General features: G+C 77.0%; 13 protein-coding genes. 10 read left to right on the top strand and 3 right to left on the bottom strand.

Annotation, left to right across the window (positions count from 1 at the left end; translation table 11 throughout):
- The first annotated feature begins 109 nt into the window (after positions 1–109).
- From RNC47_RS20650 to RNC47_RS20625, 6 genes are all read left to right on the top strand, one after another.
- Positions 110–961, top strand: coding sequence for a DUF4132 domain-containing protein (locus RNC47_RS20650; protein WP_311600899.1), 852 nt, complete (start codon positions 110–112; stop codon positions 959–961).
- A complete protein-coding gene (locus tag RNC47_RS20645; protein ID WP_311600898.1) occupies positions 958–5,886 on the top strand; it encodes a hypothetical protein in 4,929 nt (1,642 codons plus the stop codon). Before RNC47_RS20650 ends, RNC47_RS20645 begins: the two co-directional genes overlap by 4 nt.
- Positions 5,883–7,049: an ATP-binding protein gene (locus tag RNC47_RS20640; RefSeq protein WP_311600896.1), complete on the top strand. Its 1,167-nt coding sequence runs from the start codon at positions 5,883–5,885 to the stop codon at positions 7,047–7,049. Before RNC47_RS20645 ends, RNC47_RS20640 begins: the two co-directional genes overlap by 4 nt.
- 5 nt (positions 7,050–7,054) lie before the next feature.
- Positions 7,055–10,645, top strand: a complete 3,591-nt coding sequence (locus RNC47_RS20635) for a DUF5682 family protein (protein WP_311600894.1) — start codon at positions 7,055–7,057, stop codon at positions 10,643–10,645.
- Positions 10,642–12,468: a hypothetical protein gene (locus tag RNC47_RS20630; RefSeq protein WP_311600893.1), complete on the top strand. Its 1,827-nt coding sequence runs from the start codon at positions 10,642–10,644 to the stop codon at positions 12,466–12,468. Before RNC47_RS20635 ends, RNC47_RS20630 begins: the two co-directional genes overlap by 4 nt.
- Positions 12,469–12,564: 96 nt before the next feature.
- Positions 12,565–13,539, top strand: coding sequence for an aldo/keto reductase (locus RNC47_RS20625; RefSeq protein WP_311600891.1), 975 nt, complete (start codon positions 12,565–12,567; stop codon positions 13,537–13,539).
- 37 nt (positions 13,540–13,576) lie between these two features.
- Here RNC47_RS20625 and RNC47_RS20620 read toward each other — a convergent pair whose 3' ends face one another.
- A complete protein-coding gene (locus RNC47_RS20620) occupies positions 13,577–14,239 on the bottom strand; it encodes a lysophospholipid acyltransferase family protein (RefSeq protein WP_394814832.1) in 663 nt (220 codons plus the stop codon).
- 319 nt (positions 14,240–14,558) lie between these two features.
- On the opposite strand from RNC47_RS20620, the gene RNC47_RS20615 reads away from it, so the two are divergent.
- Complete coding sequence (locus tag RNC47_RS20615) at positions 14,559–15,716, top strand: glycerophosphodiester phosphodiesterase (RefSeq protein ID WP_311600915.1); 1,158 nt, start codon at positions 14,559–14,561, stop codon at positions 15,714–15,716.
- 219 nt (positions 15,717–15,935) lie between these two features.
- On the top strand, positions 15,936–16,436 hold the full coding sequence (locus RNC47_RS20610) for a GNAT family N-acetyltransferase (RefSeq protein ID WP_132934376.1): 501 nt from the start codon (positions 15,936–15,938) through the stop codon (positions 16,434–16,436).
- 81 nt (positions 16,437–16,517) lie between these two features.
- Here the strand turns inward: RNC47_RS20610 and RNC47_RS20605 are convergent, their stop codons facing one another.
- The gene (locus RNC47_RS20605; RefSeq protein WP_311600886.1) at positions 16,518–16,922 is read right to left on the bottom strand and encodes a hypothetical protein; all 405 of its coding nucleotides are present in this window, start codon (positions 16,920–16,922) and stop codon (positions 16,518–16,520) included.
- A 13-nt stretch (positions 16,923–16,935) separates the two neighbouring features.
- Positions 16,936–17,313: a hypothetical protein gene (locus RNC47_RS20600; RefSeq protein WP_311600884.1), complete on the bottom strand. Its 378-nt coding sequence runs from the start codon at positions 17,311–17,313 to the stop codon at positions 16,936–16,938.
- A gap of 408 nt (positions 17,314–17,721) precedes the next feature.
- Here RNC47_RS20600 and RNC47_RS20595 point away from each other — a divergent pair, with 408 nt between their 5' ends.
- Positions 17,722–18,792 (top strand): methionine ABC transporter ATP-binding protein, encoded by a 1,071-nt coding sequence (locus RNC47_RS20595; RefSeq protein WP_311600882.1) that lies wholly within the window; start codon positions 17,722–17,724, stop codon positions 18,790–18,792.
- Complete coding sequence (locus RNC47_RS20590) at positions 18,792–19,463, top strand: methionine ABC transporter permease (protein WP_311600880.1); 672 nt, start codon at positions 18,792–18,794, stop codon at positions 19,461–19,463. The genes RNC47_RS20595 and RNC47_RS20590 overlap by 1 nt, the downstream gene beginning before the upstream one ends.
- Positions 19,464–19,468 lie beyond the last annotated feature (5 nt).

Genomic DNA, 19,468 nt, shown 5'->3' with positions numbered 1-19,468 from the left:
TCACTCCCGTCCGGCGCGCCCTCTCGGGGGCGCCGTGCTGTCAGGGGCCACTGTCAGTGGCTGCTTCTAGAGTCGCGATCATCGTAAGCACGACCACAGGGAGATGGTCATGGGGTGGATCGGGGCGGGCGACTACGAGGTCGCGCTCGACGACTCGGGCGGCGTGATCTGCCGCAACAGGGCGGGCCGCCAGCTCAGGTCCGTGCCCGCCAGGATCGCCGACGAGCCGGCCGTCGTCCAGCTCCGCCAGCTCACCGAGTGGCTGGCGCGGCACGAGCGCGAGTGCCTGGCCAGCGTCGAGCGCTGGATGATCAGGTCCCTGCCCGTGCCCGCCGCGGCGCTCGTCGCCGTCTGGCCCGACACAGCCTGGCGGGCCGCCCTGCGGGACCTCGTCGTCACCGACGAGAGCGGCGCCGTCGCCGGCTTCCTGCGGGACGCGGACCCCGAGCGCGGCATCGGCCTGGTCGACCTCGACGGCGACACCGTGCGCGTCCGCCCCGAGCGCCTGCGCATCCCGCACCCGGTGCTCCTCGACGACCTCGACGAGCTGCGGGACTTCGCCACCGAGCTCGACCTGCGGCAGGGCGTCGGCCAGTTGCACCGCGAGGTGTGGCGGCCGGGCGGCGCCGACCCGGCCGCCGACCGCGTCGACACCTTCGCCGGCGGCCGGTTCAAGCAACTGCGGTTCCTCATCGGCCGGGCCACCTCCCTCGGCTACCGGGTGCGCGGCGGCCAGGCCGTCTGCCCCGTCTTCGAGGCCGGCCGCACCGTGGAGGCCCGGGTCTGGCTCGGCGAGTACGACGGCTACGAGGAGACCGAGACGGGGCCGCTCACCTGGAGCGACCCGGCGGGCCGCGGCCTGCGCCTCGGGGACATCGGCCCCGTCGCCTGGTCCGAGGGCATGCGCATGGCCGCCGCGCTGTACGCCGGCCGCGACATCGAGAAGGAGAAGGACAAGTGAGCGACGCCACCGACCTGGAGGCCGGCGCGATCCTGCTGCCAGGCAGCCACGACGGCGCGGACGCGGACGGCCTGACCGCCCGCACCTACACGCACCCTGTCCTCGACGATCGGCGGATCGTCCGCCTCGTCCCGGAGACGCTCGGCGAGGCCGAGGACCTGGCCCTCGACTTCCTCGGCCTGCGCCGCGAGGGCGAGGCCCCCGTCGTCGGCCAGGTCCGCCGCGAGACCCTGGGCTTCCCCGCCTGGGCCCTGGTCAACGACCCGGCCAACGGCCACCACGCCCTGGCCCTGGTCCGCGACATCGAGCGGCTCGCCCGGCTCGCCGGGCCGCGCGCCGGCCAGGCAAGGGACGGCTTCGAGGAGCTCGGCGAGCGCCTCGCCCGCTCCGTGCCGCACTTCCTGCCCACCTACTACGAGCAGGCGGCCCGCGCCTTCCTGGCCGCCGAGAACACCCGGTACGCCGCCGCGTTCTTCGGCCGGGCCCGCACCGCGGAGCGGGCGCACGGCCTGCCGGTGGACGAGGCCAGGCAGCGCGCCGTCTTCCTGGAGTTCGCCTTCGCCGGCGCGCTCACCGCCAAGGAGCTCAAGGAGCACGTCAGGGACCTCAGCCGGCGGCTGCCCGCCGCCGAGGCATGGGCCGAGTTCCGGCGGCTGACGGTCGAGCGCTGCGCCGCCGGCCTGGCGCCCTACGCCTCCTTCCCGCAGGACAGCCGCCGGCTGATCAGAGCGGCCGGGCTCGACGTGGCCGCCGAGGAGCGCGCCGTGCTGGCCGAGCTGCTCGACTCCCCGGCCCTCGTCCGCGCGCCCCGATCCTTCTGGACCGGGTACCGCGAGGCGCTGGCCGCCCTCGGCCGCGAGCGACCGGAGATCCGCCGCCGGCTGATCGAGATCATCCCCAGCAGCCTGGCCGCCGAGGACGAGGGCGACACGCTCTGGCTCAGCCTGCTGGCCGAGACCGGCGCCGACGCCCTGCTCACCGCCCAGGGCCCGGCGCCCGAGGTGGACGCGGCCGACTGGCTCTCCCGCTGGGCCGCCCACCTCAGCCGCGGCTGGCGCGGCCCGCGCCACTCGCCCGCCAGCTACGCCCTGGTCCGCCGCATGGCGCCCAGGCTGCGGGCCGACGGCCGGCCGGTGACCATCGCCCAGGCCACGGGCTGGCGCGGCGGCACCGACCTCGAACTGCTCGACCTCTGCCTCGCCGAGGGTGTCCCGGTGGCCGACCCGCCGCCGCGGCTCAGGCTCGACCTGACCAGCTGGCTCGGCGCGCCCGAGGCCGATCGCCGTGACCTGGCGGCCGTCGCCGCCGACCCCCGGTTCGCCCCCGCCCTGTCCACCGTCGTCGGCGAGACCGGCGGCAAGCGCTCCGGCGAGGCGCTCGCGGCCGTCGTCGCCCACCCGGTGCTGCGCCGCGTGCTGCGCGACTGGCTCGGTGCCAGGACCGACGAGTTCGTCGCCGCGCCCGGCCTGCCCGCCGGCCGCACCGCGCTGGGCGCGCTGCTGCCCTTCGGCACCGCCGTCGCCGAGGTCAACCCCGAGGCGGTGGCCCGCATCGCGGGGCACCGCCTGGGCCCGGTCGTCGCCCGCACGCTGCGCGCCGGCATCTTCGACGAGCTCGGCTGGCCCGCCCTGGAGGAGGCCGTCCGGCTCCTCGGCGAGACCGGCGGCGCCGGGCAGCAGCGGCAGCTCAGCGTCCACCAGGCGTGGCCCGCCCTGATCGTCGGCAACGCCAGCCGCGCCGTCGTCGTCGGCCCGGAGGGCGTCCTGCTCGAGCACGAGCTGCGGATCCCCGACCAACTGCAGTGGCAGCGGCCCGAGTTCCGCTATGTCGACGGGGAGCTGCTGGTCACCTGGTGGCACCGCGGCGAGCAGCGCGCCTACTGGTCAGCCCGCCCCGAAGAGGTCTTCACGCTCGGCGGCGAGCGCCCCGGCGCATGGCACCGCCCCAACACCTCCGTCTCCCTCGCCCTCCCCGGCGGCGGCCGCGCCACCGGCGGCCGGCCGCTGCACGCCGGCGACACCGCGCTGCCCGAGGAACGGCCGCTCCTCGCCGACGACTCCGGCCGCCACTGGTCACTCACCCTGCGCGACGGGCGGTGGGCCTGGCACGAGTACGACCCGGCCACCGGCGCCGCCGGCCGGGCCTCGCTGCCCGACTTCCTGGCCGGCGCCGTCACCGACGACGCCCGGCTGCTGGTCGAGCACTGCGCCCTGCTGCCGCTGCCCTGTGCCCTCGCCGACACGCCGCTCGGCACCGACGGCCGCCAGCTCGGCTGGTGGGTGCGCGCCGAGGGGGAGGACGGCCTGCTCCTCAGGGCCGGTACCCCCGACGGCCGCACCGTGACCCTCGCCGGCGGTGGCCGCCGGCAGATACCGGTCGGCGCGCCCCGGCTGCCGGGCGGCGCCGCGCCGGTGCTCGCGTTCCACGGCGGCGACCTCACCCTCTTCGAGGACGGCGCCCACCCGGTCCGCGGCGCGCTGGGCAGCGCCCCCCTCGGCCAGCCCGGCGGCGAGTTCGCCGCCGGCACCCCGCTGGTGCCGCCCGCCCCGTTCTGGCACCTGCTGCGACCCCGCGACGAGGCGGGCTCCCGGGCCCTGCGCGCCCTCACCGCCGAGGCCGCCGAGCGGCTGGTCGCGGCCGTCGCGGCGGCCGCGGCCGAGCAGCGCGCGATCCAGCTCGCCGCCCTCGAAGCGGGCGACGAGCTGCCCGTGGCCGAGCGGCGCCGCGCCGAGGAGCGGGCCCTCGTCGCCGCCGTCGCCCGGGAGCTGCCCGAGATCACGGACCAGGCACTGCTGCGCGGCGTGGCCGGCATCGCCGGCGTGGCGGCCGGGATCGCCGCCTCCGCGGCCCGGCTCGCCGACCGCGAGGGCCGGGACGCCGCGCCGGCGGACGCGGCCATGTTCGAGGAGTACCGGCCGCGCCACGGCGACAACGCCAGCCTGCTGCGGGCCGTGGAAGGGCTGGTCACCCCCACGGTCCGGGTGCCCTACGCCGGGTCGAGCTCCTGGGCGGTGCTCCAGCAGGTCCGCGCCGTCGGCCAGGTGCTCGCCGGCCGGCCGGCGACGGGCCGCCCGCTGCCCGCCAGGTACCGCGCCGAGCCGCTGCCCCGGGGCTGGTCGACCGACGAGCGCACCGCGCCCGCCCACGCCCTCGACTGGACGCCGCTGCTCGACGCCCAGCGTGCCATCGCCCACCGGGCCACCGGACCGGCCCTTGGCGAGGACGAGCGCGAGGCCCTGCTGCTGCTTCTCGACGCCCTCGCCGAGGGGCCGCTGGCCGGCCCGGGAGCCCTGCGCCGCCTGGTGCTCGCCGAGCGGGGCGTCACCGCCCGGCGCGGCGGCCAGGTGCTGCGGCACGGCGAGCGCACCGTGGTCATCCTCGGCGCGCTGCGCGAGGACCGGGAGGCCGACCGCACCCACTGGCTCGCCCTCGACCACGACCCGACCGGCGCCTTCGGGCCCGTCCCACCGCTCGCCCTCGTCGAGGAGCGGGCCTTCCCCGGGCGGCCCCCGGCCCGGCAGCTCGCCGACGTCGTCCGACTGGTCAGGGAGCGAGGACCGGTGGCCTGGCGACCGGAGCCCGCCGCCCTGGCCGCCGCCACCGGGCTCGGCCACGCCCAGGCCACCCTGCTGCTCGCCGGCCTGCCCAGCCAACCCACCGGCGAGACGCTGGCGCTGCTCGGCCTCAGGCCCCGGCAGGCGGAGGCCGCGGCGGAGCTGCTCGGCGCCCTCGGCACCCGGGGCACGTCCACCGTGGTCGGCGCCCTGCTGCCCCGGGAACCGGCCACCGCCTGGGCCGAGGGCCCCGCCACCGCCGCCGCGGCGAGCGCCTGGCGGAGCCACTTCGGCGGCCACCACCTGGTGCCCGAGGAGGCGATCGCCGAACTCGGCCTCGACCCGCGCGCCGCCACGGCCGTGCTCAACCCCGACCACACCCCCTGGCTCCGCGCCACCACCACCCAGCGGCTGGCGGACAACCGGCTGCGTGCCGACGACCCGGAGGCGGTGCCCGACGAGCGGGAGCTCGCCTCCGCCGTCACCGCGCTCGCCACCCTGGCCTACGGCCTGCCGCTCGGCCACCCGCTGCGCGCCGCCCTGCCGGGCGCGCTCGACGGCCTGCGCCGCCGGCTCGCCGACCCCGGACTCGTCCTCGACCTCGGCATCGAATGGGCCGAGGCCGGCGGCACGACCGCCAAGCGGCTGCGGCAGGCACACGGCCTGCCGGAGGCCGGCGGCGCCGGCGCGGACGGCCTGGTCAGGATCGGCGAGGCGCTCGTCGTCTTCCCCTGGTACGGCGCCACCGAGGCCACCTGGCTGCGCCCGGCCGGCCTGACCGGCCCCGACGACCCGACGCTCGGCCTCGTCGAGGGCATCGTCGGCGCCCGGAGCAGCCGCCCGCTCGACGCGCTGCGCGCCGTACTCGGCCCCGAGCTCGAGCGAGCGGTGCGGGCCGGCGCCCCGGGCGCCGAGGGATACGCCCAGGACCCGTCGCGCAGCGTCCCCGAGCTCGTCGCCGAGGCCGCCGCCCGGCTCGGCCTGAGTGCGGACGCCGCCGCCGGCTACCTGCAACTGCTCGCCCTGCCCGACCCCACGGACCGCAACCGGGCCCGGTGGACCGGCTGGAAGCCCGCCCGGATCAGGCGGGCCAACGCCGAGCTGGCCGCCACCGACCTGGTCGTCACCGCCCAGCGCGCCCGCGCCGGCCGCCGGCTGTTCCTGCCCGGCGGCTGGGCCGACCACAAGGCCCCGCTGCTTCCGGTGGAGACCTGGAAGGAGCCGCTCTACCGGCCGCGCCCCGTCACCTACGGCGTGCCCCACCTGCCGGTCCCCGAGCTGTTCGAGCGCGCCTGGGCGCGCGTCCGGGCCGGCGACGCGCCCGCCTACGAAGAGCTGATCACCCGCGCCACCAGGAAGGGCAGCCGATGACCGCCCCCACCACCTCCCCGCCCCGGCAGATCACGCCACCGGAGGACGAGTTCGCCACCGAGCTGGCCTTCCTCGCCGCGCACGACACCGGACCCCGCCCGCCCGGCTGGCGGCTCACCCCGCGGGCCGTGGTCACCTTCGTGATGGGCAGCGGCGGGCGCGCCCTCACCCTCCCCGAGGACCCGGCGCCCGACGCCGCGCTGCCGCGCCGGCTGGTGGTCACGCGGAAGTTCGTGGGAGAGCGGGCGCTGGTCGAACGCTGCGTCATCACCCTCGCCGGCGAACGCGGGCTGCTGCTGGTCGGCGAGCCGGGCACCGCCAAGTCGATGCTCTCCGAGCTGCTGTCCGCCGCCGTCTGCGGCACCAGCGCCCTCACCGTCCAGGGCACCGCGGGCACGACCGAGGACCAGCTCAGGTACGGCTGGAACTACGCCCTGCTGCTGGCCAACGGACCGAGCCGCGCGGCCCTGGTGCCCTCCCCGGTGCTCACCGCCATGTCCACCGGCGCCGTCGCCCGGGTCGAGGAGATCACCCGCTGCCTGCCCGAGGTGCAGGACGCCCTGGTCTCCCTGCTCTCCGAGCGCCGGGTCGCCGTCCCCGAGCTCGCCGGCACGCCGGACGCCCAACTGCACGCGGCCCCCGGCTTCGCCCTCATCGCCACCGCCAACCTGCGCGACAAGGGCGTCTCCGAGATGTCCGCCGCGCTCAAGCGCCGGTTCAACTTCGAGACCGTCGGCCCCATCGCCGACCTGGACGAGGAGACCGCGCTGGTCCGCCGCCAGTCCCGGGCCGCGGTCGAGCGGGCCGGCGCGCCCTACCAGGTGGACGACGCCGTCCTCGAAGCACTGGTCACCGCCTTCCGCGACCTGCGCGAGGGCCGCTCGACCGAGGGCTGGGAGGTGGAGCGCCCCACCAGCGTGATGAGCACCGCGGAGGCCGTCTCGGTAGCCGGCTCGCTCGCCCTGGCCGCCGCCTACTTCCCCTCGGAGCGGGACGTACTCGGCCTGCTGCCCAGCCACCTGCTCGGCGTGATCCGCAAGGACGAGCCGGCCGACGCCGCCTGCCTGCGCGGCTACTGGGACTCCGCCGTCCGCCGCCGCGCGGAACAGGGCTCCCACACCTGGCGCACCCTGTGGGACCTCCGCTCGGCCCTGGAGGACTGAGGACGATGCGCATCGGCGATCCACCAGGGCTCCCGTCCGGCGAGGACGACTCGGTGGCGGCCGCCCTCCGGGAGCTGACCGACCCGGCGGGACCCCACCTCATCGGCGTGCGGCACCACGCGCCGTCGCTGGCCGCCGTCATGCCCCGGCTGCTCGACGCCGCCGCGCCCGAGGTCCTGCTGGTGGAGCTCCCCGCCGAGCTGCAGGACTGGCTGGCCTGGCTCGCCCACGAGGAGACCCGGGCACCGGTCGCGCTCGCCGCCGTGCCGCCGGGCCCCGAGCCAGGACAGCCGGCCTTCTACCCGTTCGCCGACTTCTCGCCCGAGCTGGTCGCGCTGCGCTGGGCGGCCCGCCACGGGGTCCCCGCGATCGCCGCCGACCTGCCGCTGGCCGACCGCGCCTGGCTCGGCGACCGGAGCCAGGCCGCCGCCCACCGCCCCGGGCTGCGCGAGGCGCTCAGCGCCCGCCTGACCGGCCGCGCCGGCGACGACCTCTGGGATCGGCTGGTCGAGGTCACCGCCCCGGGCTCCACGCCGGAAGCGGTGCGCCGCGCCGCCCTCCTCGCCGGCTGGGCGCTGCGCCGGGACGCGGCCGACGCGGGCGGCGTCGACGCCGTCGACCTGCACCGCGAGCGGTGGATGCGGGCCCGGATCGCCGAGGCCGCCGCGGGCGGCCGCCGGGTCGCGGCCGTCGTGGGCGCCTTCCACACCCCGGCCCTCACCGCCGCGGCGCTCGCGGCCGGCGACCTCCGGCCGCCGCACGTCGACGCGCCGGCGGCCCCCAAGGCCGCCGAAGCCCCGTGGACGGTCTCGCTGATCCCCTACACCTACCCGCTGCTCGACGAGCGCTCCGGCTACCCGGCCGGCATCCGCGACCCCGAGTGGCAGCACCAGGTGCTGGCCGCCGCCGGCGACCCCGCCGCCCTGGAGCGCGCGCTCACCACCACCGCCGTCCGCGTCTGCGCCCGGCTGCGCGCCCAGGACCACCCCTCGGGGCCCGCCGACGCCCGGGAGATCGCCCGGGTCGCCTCCGACCTCGCCCGGCTGCGCGGCCTGCCGGCCCCCGGCCGCGGCGAGCTCGTCGAGGCCGCGGGCACCGTGCTCCTCCAGGGCGAGCCGCTCGGCCGGGGCCGGGCCGTGTCGCGGGCCCTGGAGGAGGTGCTGGTCGGCCGGCGCGCCGGTCGGCCGGCACCCGGCGCGCCGCGCGGTGGCCTCGCGCCCGCCGTGGCGGCCGAGTGCGCCGAGCTCGGCCTGCCCGGGCCCGACGATGTCGCGGCGGGACCGCGCGACGTGCGGCTCGACCCACGGCGCGTGCCGATCGACCACCGGCGTGAGCTGCTGCTGCGTCGCCTCACGGTCTGCGGCATCCCCTACGCCGAGGAGCAGCGGGTCGGCGGCGTCGGCGGCGGAGACGCCGTCACCACCCGCTGGACCGTGGGCTGGACCCCGGCCACGGCCGCCATGCTGACGGCCGCGTCGCCGCGCGGCGTGACCGCCGCGCAGGCGGCGGAGGGCACGCTCCGCGAGCGGCACCGCGCCGAGCGGGACGCCGGCGGCCCCACCGCCGCCCAGGTCGTCGCCGGCCTCGACCTGGCCGCCGGCTGCGGCCTCGAAGCCCTGGCCCACGAGCGGCTCGCCGAGGCCGGCACGGTGCTGCCGGCCGCCGCCAGCCTGTCCGAGCTGCTGGCCGCCCTCGGCCTGCTCGACCGGCTCCGTGGCGACTTCCCCGACGCCGTGCCGGTCGCCGAGTCGCTCACCACGGCCGCCGTCCGCCAGGTCGCCGGGCTCACCGGCTCCGAGGACCCAGCCGACGCCCGCGCTCTGGTCGAACTGGCACACCGCGCGGACGAGTTCGGCGGCATCAGGCTCGCCGCCGCGCTGGCCGAGCTCGCCGCGGCCGGCTCCCCGCTGATGCGGGGCGCCGCGGGCGCCGTGCGGGTGCTGCTCGGCCACGAGGAGCCGGGCGCCCTGGGCACCCGTGTCGCCTCCTGGGTGGACGCGGCCACCGACCCGGACCGCCGCGCCGAGCTGAAGCACCGCCTGACGGGCCTGCTGACCGCCGCCGGGCCGCTGTTGGAGGCCGCCCCCGCGGCGCTCGCCCCGCTGCTGGACCGCGTCGCCGAACTGCCGGAGCAGGCTTTCCTCGACCGCCTGCCGGCCCTGCGCGGCGGCTTCGACACCCTCAGCCCGGCCGCCAGGGACCGCCTCCTCGCCGTCATCGAGGACCGTGTCGGCGACGTCCTCGCCGCTCTTCCGGACATCGACGCCCCCACCCTCGAACTGTGGACCCGAGCCGACCTCGCCGCTGGCGCGGCCCTGGCCGCGACGGGGCTCCTGCGGCGGCCCGCGGCGGGCGGCCCGGCCATCCGAAGCCCGGAGCCCACGGGCCCCGCGGCCGTCGGGGCTGACGCCCCGACACCCCACGACGCCCGGCTGGGCAGCACGAAGGGTGCCCCCGGCCTGCCCGGCCAGGGCCCGGCCGGCCAGGCCTCGGCCCTTGCCGAGGGCGACCGGTGGCGGTTGGTGCTCGGGCGGCGCGGGGATCGGCTCCCGGCGCACGCCGTGCCGCTGGCCACGGCGTTGGACGAGCTGTACGGGGTCGGGCGCGGCGAGGGCGCCAGGGGAGACCTGCCCGGCGGGCGCGGCGGCGGGCGCGAGGTGCCCTACCCGGGCGTGCGCGAGTGGTCGGAGGAGCTGGCCGCCCTGTTCGGTCCCGGCATCCGCGAGGAGGTGCTGGCCGCCGCCGTGGCGGCGGGGCGTGGCGACGCGGCGCTGCTCCTCGACCCGGACCGGGTCCGCCCGTCCGTCGAGCTGCTGCGCACGGTGCTCGGCCACGCCGGCGGCCTGCCCGAGGCGCGCCTGGCCCGGCTGCGCCCGCTGGTCCGGCGCCTGGTGGACGAGCTCACCCGCGAGCTGGCCAGCAGGCTCCGCCCGGCGCTCACGGGTGCCGCCCTGCCCCGGCCGAGCCGGCGCCCCGGCGGCCCACTCGACCTCGGCCGCACCGTGCGCGCCAACCTCGCCACCGCCCGGCGCGGGCCCGACGGGGCGCTCCAGGTCGTCCCCGAGCGCCCCGTCTTCCGCACGCGCGCCCGCCGCACCGCCGACTGGCGGCTGATCATCGCCACCGACGTCTCGGGCTCCATGGAGTCCTCCACCGTCTGGTCCGCGCTGACGGCCGCCGTGCTCGCCGGCGTGCCCGCCCTCACCACCCACTTCCTGGCCTTCTCCACCGAGGTGGTCGACCTCACGGGCCATGTCCAGGACCCCCTGGCGCTGTTGCTCGAGGTGCGGGTCGGCGGCGGCACCCACATCGCCGCCGCGCTGCGACACGCCCGCACCCTGGTGACCGCGCCCTCCCGCACCCTGGTGGTGGTCGTCAGCGACTTCGAGGAGGGCTATCCGCTCGGCGGCCTCCTCGCGGAGGTCCGCGCGCTGGCCGGCGCCGGCTGCCACGTACTCGGCTGCGCCAGCCTGGACGACGCCGGCCGCCCCCGGTACAGCAAGGGAACGGCCGGCCAGCTGGTCGCGGCCGGCATGCCGGTGGCCGCCCTCAGCCCACTCGAACTCGCCCGCTGGGTAGGGGAGAAGATCCGGTGACCGACACCCACCCGCTGCCCCCCGTCGCCCCCGAGGTGACCGCCGCTCTGGTGGCCGCGCTCAGCCCTCGGCTCCGCAGGCGTCTCGACGCCGCGACCGCCAAGCTCGCGGCGCGGCCGGTCAGCCGGGACGGCGACACCTACCGCGTCACCGTCGACGAGGAGACCACCCTCGAAGTCCACGCCCCCGGTGGCAGCGTGACCGCCGTCGACGACATCCGCTGCGGCTGCCTGCTGGCGCCCGGCTGCGTGCACCGGCCGGCCGCCGCCGGCGCCGCCCCGGTCGCCCGGCCGGAGCCCGCGGCGGACGCCGGCGACGCCGTCCCCTCCGACGAACCGCCCGAGGAACCACCCCCCTCGGAGGCCCCGGCCACCCCCCGACAGCGCGCGGCGGCCGCCGAGTTGTGGGCCGCGGGAGCCGCCGCCCTGGAGGCCGGCGTGGACGGCGCGGGGGCGGTCACCCAGGCGGAGTTGCTGGCCGCCGCCCATGCCGCCCGGCTGGCCGGGCTGCCGCGCCCCGCCGCGGCGGCCGTGAGCGTGGTCGGCCGGCTGCGCGCCGCCCGCGCCGCCGATCCGGCCTACCGGCTCGCCGACCTCACCGAGGCGCTGCGCGAGCTGCTGGCGACCTCCCACGGCATCGCCACGGCCACCGGCCCCCGGCTGGCCGAGCTGCGCGGCACCGCCCGCCGCCCCTACCTGCCGGGTGGCTCGCTGCGGCTGTACGGCCTGTTCAGCGAGCCGGTGCTGGCCGGCAGCGGCCACGCCGGCGTCGTCACCTGGGCGGCCGACGCCGACGGCCGGCTCTTCCGGGTGCCGGACGTGGCACCAGGCGGCGCCGAGCGGGCGGCCGCCGCCGTGGAGCGCACCGTGCGCCTGGGGGACGCGGCGCTCACCCACCGGGAGCTGTCCCGCGCCGGCCTGGTGGTCTCGGGCGCCACCGTCTCACCGGACGGGAGACTCGGCGCCGGCGCCGCGGTGCGCGCCGTGCAGGCGGGCGGCGCCGGCTGGCACGAGCCGCCGCTGGACCGGCTCTGGGCCGAGCCGCCGCACCGCCAGGCCGAGCGCGCCCTGGCCGCCGCCGCGCTCCCCGAGGACCGGCGGCCGCCGGGCGCGGAGCTGCTGTTCCTCGACCTGACCTGCCGCCGTCCGCTCCGCGCCGCCGGCGGGGACGTCCTGCTCGCCGACTGCGCTGGGCTGCCGATCCACCTCGCCGCCGCCGACGAGGACCCCGCCCTCGCCCACCGGGACAACCTGCGCCTGCTGGCCACCGCCCCCGGCCTCAGGCTCCGCGTCGTCGGCCGCCTGGTGCCGGGACCGGAGCCCCGGCTGCGGCTGCTCGCCGCCGGCCGGCCGCCGGGCGAGGCGGGGCAGGCGCTGCGGCTGGCCGAGCCGCGCGCCCACGTCGACCTGGGGTACGACCGGCTGCAGCGCACCGACCTGCCCGAGCCGGCCGCGGCGGCTCCGCCCGGCGTCGCGCCCGCGGCGGACGAGGCCGCCCACGCCCCGCTCCACCTGCTGCGTCGCCGCACGGACCGGGCCGTCGCCGCGGGCCGGCGGGCCCTGGCCCTGCCGGGCACCGTCGGCGACGACCGGGCCCGGCTGCGCCGCGCCGGGCTCGCCACCGGCGCCGGGCTGATCGAGGAGCTGCACCGGGCCGCCGCCGACCGCGGCAGGGACGTGTTCGGCCGGCTGCTGCCGGCGGACGCCGACCGGTTCGCCCGCGCCTGGCTGGCCGCCGCCCTCTACACGGAGTCCGTGGCGCACGCGCTGTGCGCCGCCGCCTGGGCCGCCCCGACCGCCGACACCGGCGCGGTGAGCGCCTGAGCCCACCGTTATCGTGAGACCCCGCGCGCCCGGCGTCCGCCGCGCCGCCGACGGCCAGCCGGTCACCGCCGCACCCCGAGCCGAGTGAGAGGTTCCATGGCGTTCTCCCGCTTCCGCCCCGAGGCCACCCCCACCGCGCGGATCGGTCTGGGGCTCGCCGCCGTGGGCCGCCCCGGCTACATCAACCTCGGCCGGGACCGCGACCTCCCGGCCGACCGCGCCCCCGAGGCGCTGCGGGAGCGCAGCCATGAGCTGCTCGACGCGGCGCACGCGCGGGGCGTGCGCTACCTGGACGCGGCCCGCTCCTACGGCCGTGCGGAGGAGTTCCTGGCGGGCTGGCTCGCGTCGCGCCCCGAGGCCGCGGCCGACGTGGTGGTCGGCAGCAAGTGGGGCTACACGTACACGGCGGACTGGCGCACCGATGCCGAGGTCCACGAGGTCAAGGACCATGGCCCGGCCACCTTCGACCGGCAGTACGCGGAGACCCGCGCCCTGCTCGGTGACCGCCTCGACCTGTACCAGATCCACTCCGTGACGCCGGAGAGCCCGGCCCTCAGCGATCCCGCCGTGCTCGACCGGCTGGCCGGGCTCGCCGCCGCCGGCGTCACCGTCGGTCTGTCCACCAGCGGCCCCGGCCAGGCGGAGGCCATCCGGGCGGCACTGGAGGTCGAGGTGGACGGGCGGCCGCTGTTCGCCACCGTGCAGTCCACGTACAACGTGCTGGAGACCTCGGCCGGCCCGGCGCTCGCCGAGGCCCACGCGGCCGGCCGCACGGTGATCGTCAAGGAGGCGATGGCCAACGGGCGGCTGGCCGGGGAGGCCGCGCCGCCCGCCGTGCGCCGGATCGCGGAGGCCGCCGGCGCGGGCCCCGACGCGGTCGCGCTGGCCGCCGTGCTGCGCCAGCCGTGGGCCGGGATCGTGCTGTCCGGCGCCGCCACCGTCGCGCAGCTCACGGGGAACCTGGCGGCGGCCGGTCTCGACCTGGACGAGGCCGCGGCGGCCGCCCTCGGCGAGCTGGCGGAGCCGCCCGCCGCCTACTGGGGCCGGCGCTCGGCCCTGCCCTGGCACTGAGCCCCGGCGCCGGGGCGCCGCCCGGCGGCGGGTGGGCTCAGGCGGCCTTCACCTTGGTGGCGTACATGTCCACGTACTCCTGCCCCGAGAGCCGCATGACCTCGGTCATCACCTCGTCGGTGACGGCCCGCAGCACGTAGCGGTCGCGGTCCATGCCCTCGTAGCGCGAGAAGTCGAGCGGCTTGCCGAACCGGACGGTGATCCGCCGCCCCCGGCCGATGCGGGGCAGCCCCTTGCCGCCGGGCTGCACCTGGTCCGTGCCGATCATGGCGAACGGCACCACCGGCACGCCTGTCATCAGGGTCAGCCGCGCGATCCCGGTGCGCCCCCGGTACAGCCTGCCGTCGGGGGAGCGGGTGCCCTCCGGGTAGATCCCGAAGACCTTGCCCTCGTCGAGCACCCGGCGGCCGGTCATCAGGGCGGCCACCCCGCCGTGGCCGCCGTCCCGGTCCACCGGGATCATCCCGACGGCGGTGAAGAACCACGCCATCGCCCGCCCCTTGAGGGACCGGCCTGTCACATAGGACGACTTGCCGATGAAGAAGACCTGCCGCTTGCTGATGAGGTTCAGGATGACCGAGTCGATGAACGTGAGATGATTGCCCGCCACGATCACCGGCCCCTCGGCGGGTACGTTCTCCGCCCCCTCGACCCGAGGCCGGAAGAAGAGCCTCAGCAGCGGGCCGATCAGCGTCTTCATCAGGGCGAATCGGGACAAGTTCCCCTCCGGTTGTTCATGGTCATGCGCTCCGCCGCATGCGTACGGGACGATACTCGCGCTTCGCCCCCGCTCGCGCACGGGGTTCACACGACGGATACTCAGGTTTGATGTGCCTTCGTCAGCTGTTTCCTCGGCCGTCCCCACCGGGACAGGGCCGCGTCCCTACCATCAGCGGCGACCAGAGGGAGGCACCATGGCAGCTTGGCACGCGGCAGGCGCGGAGCCGGCGGATGTGACGGACCCGACAGCGACGAGGGGCGGCGGCGACCCGGGCCACGAGGGCTCGGAGTGCGGCGCGATGGGGCGGCGGGCCCTGCTCGGCGCGGCCGTGGCCGCCGGCGCCGGTGGCGCGGTGTTCACCGCCACCACCCCCGCGCACGCCCAGAGCGCGCGCCCCACGAGCGCTGCCACGCGCCCGGCGAACGGCGGACGCGGCGGGCTCGGTGAACTGCCCACCCCCACCGTCGTCGCCCACCGCGGCGCCTCCGGCTACCGGCCGGAGCACACCCTCGGCTCCTACCAACTCGGCCTCGACATGGGCGCCGACATCATCGAGCAGGACCTGGTGCCCACCAGGGACGGTCACCTGGTCTGCCGCCACGAGAACGACATATCCGGGACCACCGACGTCGCCGACCACCCCGAGTTCGCCGACCGCCGCACCACCAAGACCGTCGACGGCCAGTCGCTCACCGGTTGGTTCACCGAGGACTTCACGCTCGCCGAGCTCAGGACGCTGCGCGCCACGGAGCGCATCCCCGAGCAGCGCCGCAACAACACGCTCTACGACGGCCGGTGGACCGTCCCCACCTTCGAGGAGGTGCTGCGCTGGGCGGACGAGCAGGGCCGGAAGCGCGGCCGTCCCGTGTGGCTGTACACCGAGACCAAGCACCCCACCTACTTCCGCTCCCTCGGCCTCGGCCTCGAACAACCCCTGGCCAGGCTGCTGCGCCGGTACGGTCACGACCGGGCGAGCTCCCGGGTGCTGCTCCAGTCCTTCGAGCCGACCAGCATGCAGCGCATGGCCGAACTCGTCGACACGCCGCGGGTGGTGCTGCTCTCCAACGCCGACTCCCGCCCCTGGGACCTCCAGCAGAAGGGCGACCCGCGCACCGTCGCCGACCTCATCACGCCTTCGGGGCTGCGCGAGATCTCCCGCTACGCCCAGGGCATCGGGCCCACCCTCGACCTCGTCATCCCGCGCCGCTCCGACGGCAGCCTGGCCGAGCCCACCCGCCTGGTCTCCCAGGCGCACACCGCCGAACTGCTGGTGCACCCCTACACGCTGCGCAACGAGAACCGCTTCCTGCCCGCCGACTTCCGCCGCGGCGACGACCCCAACGCCTACGGCGACGTCTTCGGCGCGCTGCGCGCCTACTTCCGCACCGGCATCGACGGCGTCTTCGCCGACCACCCCGACACCGCCCTGCTGGCCGCGGCCGACCACCGTCGCTGACCGCGAACCACCCGATCGGCGGGCAATCATGGGGCCCGAGTCGTAAATCTCACAAGGTAGTTGGCTCCAGCACATTCCCTCCATCCTTGTTTCCCTAGCACAATGCTGACGGCGTGGGTCCTCTTGACCTGCGCCGTCAGGGCTATCGCCGGCCCGATTCGCGTGACCCTCACCCCCCGCCGGGCCGGCCGACACCTCGCTTGGGAGGCGTACGCACACATGGGCATGAGCGTGTTGATCGACGCGGCGAACGACCAGGACGCCGAGCAGATCCTCAAACTTCAGTACCTCTGCTTCCAGGGCGAAGCCGAGCTCTCCGGGGACTACGGCATCGCCCCGCTGACCGAGACGCTGGCCGAGGTGCGCGCCGAGGTGCGGGACACCTGCGTGCTGGTGGCACGGCTCGGCCAGGAGGTCGTCGGCTCGGTACGCGGCACCGTCGACCCCGACGGGACCGCGCACATCGGCCGGCTCATCGTGCACCCCAGGATGCAGCGGCATGGCCTCGGCGGCCGGCTGCTCGCCGCCGTCGAGGAGCGGCTGGCGGCCGAGCGCGACGCCGCCAGGTACCGGCTCTTCGCCGGCCAGCGGGTGCCGGGCAACCTGCGCCTCTACCGGAGGCTCGGCTACGCCCCGGTGGCCACCGAGGAGGTCTCCCGCCACCTCAGCATGATCACCCTGGAGAAGGAGGCCCCGGGCCCGCTGGCCGCCACGGCCTGAGCGGACGTCGGACCCGGCGGAGGGCGGCGAGCGAGACCCGGGCCGCCCTCCCCGCCACCGGCACCGCGGACACCGCCGGGCCTACCGCGCCTCCGGCGCCGCGCGCCGCAGCCACAGCAGGCCGGTCACCGGCAGGATCAGCGGCAGCAGCAGATAGCCGAGGCCGTAGTCGGACCACACCGTGGCGTCGGGGAAGGCCGCCGAGTCGACCAGCGTCCAGGTGCCCACCACCAGGACGCCCGCGAGCTCGGCCGCGCAGCACACCAGCGCCACCCGCCTGGCCGCCTCCCCGCCCCGCACCAGCGAGACCGTGATGAACGCGTACACCAGGGCCGCCACCGCCGACAGCACATAGGCCAGCGGAGCCTCGTCGAAGCGGGTGGAGAGCTGGACCACCGACCGCGAGGCCGCCGCCACCGTGAACACCCCGTAGAGCGTGACCAGCAGCCGTCCGGGCCCACGCGTCAGATCCGGCCGTCCGGCCACGCCCGCACCACGCTCAGCCACCGCCGACGCCCCCCGCCCACACGTCCGCGAGCCGCAGCTCGAGCACCGCGAGCACCAGCGCCCCGGCCGCGACCGTCGCGGAACCCCACCGGCTGCGCTCGCCCAGCGAGACGATCGCCACCACCGGCAGGCACAGCACCACCATCACCAGGTACGAGACGAAGACCGCCGTGCCGTCGCCGGCCGGCCGCTCGCCGCCCCCGAGCGCCACGAGGCCCACCACGAACTGGGCCAGCGTGAGCAACAGCACCACGGCCATGCCCGCGTAGTGCCAGTCCTTCACGGGCTGGTCGCGGAACGCCGCGTACCCGCACCACGCGGCCTGCGAGACCGCGGCCACGGCGACCACGACCGTCAGCGGGGTAAGCATGCCGCCGACTCTACGGGGCGCCCCGCGGCCCCCCGCCGCCGGGTCGCCACCCCGCTGACCTGCGCTCACCGGCCCCGACGGGGAACGTGGCGTTGACCACAGCCCCCCGACCTCCCCCGTAACACCGACGGAACGTCTGATTTACTGGAGCGCATGACCGCGACGAGCGACCACCCCCAGACCACCGAGGCAGTGTCCATGCCCGGTACTGGTTGTTCCGGTCACGCGCGTTGTCGAATGTGTCGCCGCTGAGGGCCCCCACCTGAGCCGCCCCGCGCCCCGAAGCGACCGCGCTCACCCCGCCTGACGCTCCGACGCACCCCTGTCTGTCCGCCTCCGCCAGGCCATGCCCCGCGTCCGGCCGCGCCCGTTCGGCGTGCCCGGACGCCCGACAGTGACGGAATCCCAGTGATCACGACTTCGGACCTGACCAAGGTCTACCGCTCGCGCGGCCGTGAGGTCACCGCCCTCGACGGCGTCGACCTGCACGTACGCCCCGGCGAGGTCTACGGCGTCATCGGCCGCAGCGGCGCGGGCAAGTCCACGCTCATCCGCTGCCTCAACCTGCTGGAACGCCCCACCTCCGGCACCGTGACCGTGGACGGCCAGGACCTCACGGCGCTCGCCGGCCGGCGCGCCCACCGCGCCGGCCGCCCGCTGCGCGAGGCACGCACCCGGATCGGCATGATCTTCCAGCACTTCAACCTGCTGTCGTCCCGCACCGTGCGCGGCAACGTCGAGCTGCCCCTGGAGATCCTCGGCCTGACCCGACGCGAGCGCGCCCGCAAGGCCATGGAGCTCCTCGACCTCGTCGGCCTCGCCGACAAGGCACGCGCCTACCCGGCCCAGCTCTCCGGCGGCCAGAAGCAGCGCGTCGGCATCGCCAGGGCACTGGCCGGCGACCCCAAGGTCCTGCTCTCCGACGAGGCCACCTCGGCCCTCGACCCGGAGACGACCCGCTCCGTGCTGAAACTGCTGCGCGACCTCAACCAGGAACTCGGTCTCACCGTGCTGCTGATCACCCACGAGATGGACGTGGTCAAGGCCGTCTGCGACTCGGCGGCCCTGATGGAGTCCGGGCGGATCGTGGAGTCCGGCGTCGTCTCCGAGCTGCTGGCCACCCCGGGCTCCCGGCTGGCCCACGAGCTGTTCCCGGTCGGCGGCGCCCCGGCCTCCGCCGACCGCACCGTCGTCGACATCACCTTCCACGGCGACACCGCCGACCGGCCCGTCATCTCCCAGCTCTCCCGCGGTCACGGCGTCGACGTCTCCATCCTCGGCGCCGCCATGGACACCGTCGGCGGACGCCAGGTCGGCCGCATGCGGATCGAGCTGCCAGGACCCGTCGAGGACAACGCCGCCCCCCTCGCCTTCCTGCGCGAGCAGGGCCTCACCGTCGAGCTCCCGGAGCCGACCGCGACCACCACACCACCGGCCGGGCTCCCCGCGGCCGCCGAGCTCACCGGAGAGGGCGCCTGATGACCTGGGACCAGATGCGCCCCCTGCTCGAGCAGGGCACCATCGACACGCTCTACATGACCGGCTGGTCCACCCTGATCGCCGTCCTCGGCGGCCTGCCGCTCGGCGTGCTGCTCGTGCTCACCGACCGCGGCGGCGCGCTCCAGAACGCGGTGGTCAACAAGGCCATCGGCGTCGTCGTGAACATCGGCCGCTCGCTGCCGTTCATCATCCTCATGGTCGCGCTGATCCCGGTGACCCGCGCCGTCGTCGGCACCGCCATCGGCCCCACCGCCGCCATCGTGCCGCTCGCCATCGGCGCCATCCCGTTCTTCGCCCGGCTGGTCGAGACCGCCGTGCGCGAGGTCGACCACGGCCTGATCGAGGCCGCCCACGCCATGGGCGGCGGCACCTGGACCGTGGTGCTCAAGGTGCTGCTGCCGCAGGCCCTGCCCTCCCTGGTCGCGGGACTCACCACCACCGTGATCGCCGTCATCGGCTACTCGGCGATGGCCGGCGCCGTCGGCGGCGGCGGGCTCGGCTCGCTGGCCCTCGTCTACGGCTACCAGCGCTTCGAGACCGAGTTCACCCTCATCACCGTCGCGGTCCTCGTCGTCGTCGTGACCGTGATCCAACTCCTCGGCGACGGCGCCGTGCGGCTGCTGTCCCGCCGCGAACGAGCCTCCACCTGAGCGCG

This window comes from Streptomyces millisiae, assembly GCF_031845425.1.
GTDB classification, from domain to species: Bacteria; Actinomycetota; Actinomycetes; order Streptomycetales; family Streptomycetaceae; genus Streptomyces; species Streptomyces millisiae.
Note: the sequence above shows the minus strand (reverse complement) of the source record. Positions and strands in the feature narration are given on the sequence as shown.

What these genes read in the sequence shown, in the direction of transcription:
- RNC47_RS20590 (WP_311600880.1), top strand. Translation starts at nt 18,792, where the DNA reads ATGACCTGGGACCAGATGCGCCCCCTGCTCGAGCAGGGCACCATCGAC.
- RNC47_RS20610 (WP_132934376.1), top strand. Translation starts at nt 15,936, where the DNA reads ATGGGCATGAGCGTGTTGATCGACGCGGCGAACGACCAGGACGCCGAG.
- RNC47_RS20620 (WP_394814832.1), bottom strand. Translation starts at nt 14,239, where the DNA reads ATGAAGACGCTGATCGGCCCGCTGCTGAGGCTCTTCTTCCGGCCTCGG.
- RNC47_RS20625 (WP_311600891.1), top strand. Translation starts at nt 12,565, where the DNA reads ATGGCGTTCTCCCGCTTCCGCCCCGAGGCCACCCCCACCGCGCGGATC.
- RNC47_RS20650 (WP_311600899.1), top strand. Translation starts at nt 110, where the DNA reads ATGGGGTGGATCGGGGCGGGCGACTACGAGGTCGCGCTCGACGACTCG.
- RNC47_RS20600 (WP_311600884.1), bottom strand. Translation starts at nt 17,313, where the DNA reads ATGCTTACCCCGCTGACGGTCGTGGTCGCCGTGGCCGCGGTCTCGCAG.
- RNC47_RS20615 (WP_311600915.1), top strand. Translation starts at nt 14,559, where the DNA reads ATGGGGCGGCGGGCCCTGCTCGGCGCGGCCGTGGCCGCCGGCGCCGGT.
- RNC47_RS20640 (WP_311600896.1), top strand. Translation starts at nt 5,883, where the DNA reads ATGACCGCCCCCACCACCTCCCCGCCCCGGCAGATCACGCCACCGGAG.
- RNC47_RS20635 (WP_311600894.1), top strand. Translation starts at nt 7,055, where the DNA reads ATGCGCATCGGCGATCCACCAGGGCTCCCGTCCGGCGAGGACGACTCG.